Source organism: Rivihabitans pingtungensis (genome assembly GCF_003201855.1).
GTDB lineage: Bacteria > Pseudomonadota > Gammaproteobacteria > Burkholderiales > Aquaspirillaceae > Rivihabitans > Rivihabitans pingtungensis.
Window position 1 is genome coordinate 1 of sequence record NZ_QJKI01000045.1, and the last position, 4043, is coordinate 4043.

At 50.7% G+C, this 4043-nt stretch carries 5 protein-coding genes; all 5 read right to left on the reverse strand.

What is annotated here, in order from left to right; translation table 11 throughout:
• Positions 1 to 92: 92 nt before the first annotated feature.
• Positions 93 to 446, reverse strand: coding sequence for a hypothetical protein (locus DFR34_RS17035; RefSeq protein ID WP_146215195.1), 354 nt, complete (start codon positions 444 to 446; stop codon positions 93 to 95).
• A 13-nt stretch (positions 447 to 459) separates the two neighbouring features.
• Positions 460 to 1041 (reverse strand): TerD family protein, encoded by a 582-nt coding sequence (locus DFR34_RS16575; protein WP_110392262.1) that lies wholly within the window; start codon positions 1039 to 1041, stop codon positions 460 to 462.
• Positions 1042 to 1072: 31 nt separating this feature from the next.
• Positions 1073 to 1831, reverse strand: a complete 759-nt coding sequence (locus DFR34_RS16580; RefSeq protein ID WP_245906932.1) for a TIGR00266 family protein — start codon at positions 1829 to 1831, stop codon at positions 1073 to 1075.
• Positions 1803 to 3128, reverse strand: coding sequence for a VWA domain-containing protein (locus DFR34_RS16585; protein ID WP_110392264.1), 1326 nt, complete (start codon positions 3126 to 3128; stop codon positions 1803 to 1805). The genes DFR34_RS16580 and DFR34_RS16585 overlap by 29 nt, the downstream gene beginning before the upstream one ends.
• 183 nt (positions 3129 to 3311) lie before the next feature.
• Positions 3312 to 3887, reverse strand: a complete 576-nt coding sequence (locus DFR34_RS16590) for a TerD family protein (protein ID WP_110392265.1) — start codon at positions 3885 to 3887, stop codon at positions 3312 to 3314.
• Positions 3888 to 4043 lie beyond the last annotated feature (156 nt).

Genomic DNA, 4043 nt, shown 5'->3' on the forward strand with positions numbered 1-4043 from the left:
GCCCATTCTTCGTCGCTGACATCGGATGGGTAAGGTTTGCGGTTTTCCATGGGGCTTGGATTTTACCGCTATGGGATAGTTCAGAACAGGCTCTAGAATGCTGCTTTGTCATTCAATACATCAAGTGAATCCGGACTGGCTGCACTCAGCACACGGATGCCATATGCAGCAAATTCTGCTTGGCGTGCTGCAATATTGCGTGCTTCCCGGCCGGGCACAAGTACGCCAATAGCGTGTTCGACACAAAAATCCAGGCACCAGTCCACATAATGGTTATCGCTTAATCCTTCGGGTTCAATCATGTAGTGGTGCGCATGCAGGCGTGCCAAGGCATGGGGATTGCGACCTGAGGCAATCAGGGTGAAGCGCCCCTGCGTATCTGCTTCCCGGATAAGGCGCAAGGCCGCATGAATGGACGAGAATGTCCGATTAAACCAGATGTTCATCAGCAGATATGGCTTACAGATGTGGCAGAATTTGCGGCAGCAAATCCTGGAAAGTGCGTCCTTGACCGTTTTCGCCAATCGCGTGCATTTTCCATTCGCCGTTATGCCGATAGACTTTTGCCATGATCTGGGCAGTATGCGTACCTTGTACGCTGAGATTATAACAGGCCACTTCTTGTTGAGTCTGGGCATCTACTAGCCGGCAAACAGCGTTTGCAACCTGGGAGAAATTCTGACCCGTGAATGAGTTGACGGTGAATACCAGGGATTTTACCTGTGCTGGTACTCGGTTCAGTGCTACGGTGATGCGCTCATCGTCACCATCGCCATTGCCTGTGAGATTGTCTCCGGAGTGCTGTACGCTGCCATCTTGGCTATGCAACTGGCGGAACCAGATCGTGTCAACCAACTGTTTGTTTTCATCGAACATCACGCAGGATGCATCCAGGTCAATAGAGGGGGAGTTGCCACCAAAGCCAAAAATCCCTTTGGATTTGACTGGGTCCCAGCCCAATCCCATAAAAATAGTGGAGAGTTCGCGGCCAGCTTCTTTGTTGAGGCTGATTTTCTGGCCTTTTTGCAGATTGACTGCCATATATAGCTCCTTATTGGGTAAGAGGAAATGCTCACTTGCGCGAAGCTGGAAGTTGGTCGATTAGCCAGGCAATGAAATTGGTCCGATTGCGTGAACATACGATCACACGACCTCTGCCAGAAAATCGCAATACCACGCCTTCACCGCTGGTCACACTGTGCATCAAGTTGTTTAGTAGACCCTGGCTGCGATTGGTGGAGGCAGAGATTCGGTAATTCAGTTGGGTATCCCATGCCACTACATGGCCGTTGTCGATCACAATCTCTTTGTCTGGTGTTACTTGCAGGGTGAAAAGTGATCCGAATCCCGAGACAACCACCTTGCCTGTACCACGAGTGCGTCCAATAAAGAATCCACCACTACCGGCAAACAATGCCGTACCCAGGCTTTGCATCTGCGCGGTGATTTCTACGTCGGAACTGGCTGCTACATAGGCACCATCTGCCAGGTTGTACTGTGTGCGTCCAACCTCCAGCACCTCCATGGCGCCTGGCAACTGGGGCGACAGCAGGCAGTCTCCATCCCCTCGCACAGCTTTGATGTTTTGTTGAAAAAAACTTTCGCCATTGGCTAGGCGACGCATAAGGGCCTGTCCGATACCTCCCTGAATCTGGCCAGCCAGATCCAGCGAGTCTTCCATCATGACCATGGCGTCACTTTCGCAAGAAATTGACTCTCCTTGCCGTAGGGAAACATGCAAAAAAGGATTTTCATCTCCGGTAATTGTAAATTCAGGCACTTTATTAAGAGTCTTTCTAGATTCAGGGCAGCATGTGGTGTGCTTGAGCAAGTTTCAGCCAGTGTGGGTATTCTTCCATGAGTAGACTATACAATGCTTCATCAGAATATTCTTCTGGAGTAAGCACTGAGAAAAAATTTGCATTGTCGATCAAGCGGCCACTCAGCTCATCCAGGTTTTCAAGAAAAGGAAAATCAGAGTCTATAAATCGGGCCAATTTCTTAGATTTTGATTTGCGTCCCTTGCCGATCCCCATGTACTGCCAGAAAATGGGGGCATGGCTGGTAGCGCGAAGTAAACTCTCCGTCTGTGATTTGTCAGAAGTGCCGCCGTCAGTGACAAACATCACATAAATGGGCGTAGCTTGTGCGTATACGGCTTGGTCGGAGAGTTGGGGGACCGTGCCAAGATAAAATTCGGTAATGGCTTTCATGGCTCGTCCGTAGCGGGTGTCTCCTTCCAGTGGGAAGTGCCGCAGTAACAAGGGTATGTATTGCGAGCAGTTTGCCAAAGTCATTGGTTTGGGGTGGTGGACGTCCTGGCCAAAGAGAAATACATCAATCTCGCCATCGTCATCAAAACGACATGCCAGTGCCAGGATGCGTTCGGCAAAACGCTGGATGGCTCCGCTGGCGTACAGCTGGCTCATGGAGCCCGATATGTCCAGACAAAGGCATACACGGGCGCGGTGATTGCTCAGACCTGCTTTTTCAAGGCTGACTGCTGCTTTCTTCACCAGAGAGACAAGTTGTGGTGCTTCTTTCTCAATGCGTTTTTCGAGAGAGACACGTGTGGCTGGGGGCGGTTCAACGGCTGGAGGAGCCGCGACAACACCTCCAAAATGGCTGACCAATGCAGCCAGGCCACCATTGAATCCCTGGGCGACCAGCTTAAGTCGCCATTGCTGGTTCTTACGATAGATTTCGACCAGCATGATGGCCCGCTCTTGTATGAACCAAGTTCCGTCAAAGGGCAAACTGGCCAGCTGGCGTCCATCTGGGGCGAGCAGTTGAAGGCTGCTGTGCCCCAGTGTGTTGAGCGTCAGCTTAGGATCTGGGTGGTCAAGGGCCAGCGTTAATGTCAGGGCTTCAATACTGGGTGGCAAGCGTTGAAGATCGAACGTAAACGCATCTGCTGCTGTCAGCCGTACGCCTTGACATGGCGTACTTGGCTGATTGAAAAAAGTCATGTAGCGCTCATCACTCAACTGATGCCGAGCATCCAGACCAAAGCAGGCAATATCCAGGTTGTGTTTGTCAGCTTGACAGGCCAGTTTTAAGGTAAAGCAGCCCGTTAGAATGCCAAGGTCACTCAGGCCAATTCGCTGGCCGCGCGCAAGTATTTGCATATGAATCCACTCGGATAAGATCCGGAAACATGATTGCGCTTTCCTGTCCCCGGATCGTGGTCAGTCTTGGCGCTGCTAGCAACACGTAGTGCGGTGCTCTTGGCCAAGCTTATGGCCGCAGATACTGCGGAGGGAGTACCGCAAGGCCAGCAGCAACGCCAAGAAGACTTTTTTAGCGGGGCTTTAGATATTTACACCGTAGTTTCTTGCCAGTGGCCCAAGACCTCCAGCAAAACCTTGCCCAATCGCTTTGAATTTCCATTCACCGTTATGACGGTACAATTCACCGAAAATCATCGCTGTTTCAATGCTGGCATCTTCTGAAAGATCGTATTTGGCGACTTCTACATTTCCTGTGCTGTTGACACAACGAATATACGCATTTGATACCATGCCAAAATTTTGTCGGCGCTCATCTGCTTGGTGAATGGTGACGCTGATGGCAATTCTCTCGATGTCTGCAGGGACCTTGGTGAGATCCACTGTAATAGTTTCATCATCCCCTGAGCCAGCGCCAGTTTTATTATCACCTCCATACTCGACGCTATGATCAGCAGATTTTGGCTGGTTATAAAAAATGAAATCAGCGTCACTTCTTACTTTGCCCGTACTACTCAGCATGAAGGCGCTGGCATCAAGGTCGAATTCAGCGCCATCGGTTGCTCGAGCATCCCAGCCTAGACCGAGCAGCATTTTGGTCATGCCTGGGGCTTCCTTGCTAAGATTGACGTTTCCGCCTTTTTGCAAACTGATTGCCATCTTTATTCTCCTGTGTAGATAAGTCTAGAGCATGTTCTGAACCATCCCAACAACATCAGGAAGGTGCGGCAGCATCAACATGGCAAACGCCACGTAATGTAATCCAGCCAGCGTCTGCGGCAGCTTCTCGTAAGCTCTGGCCAAACGCCGGAAGCG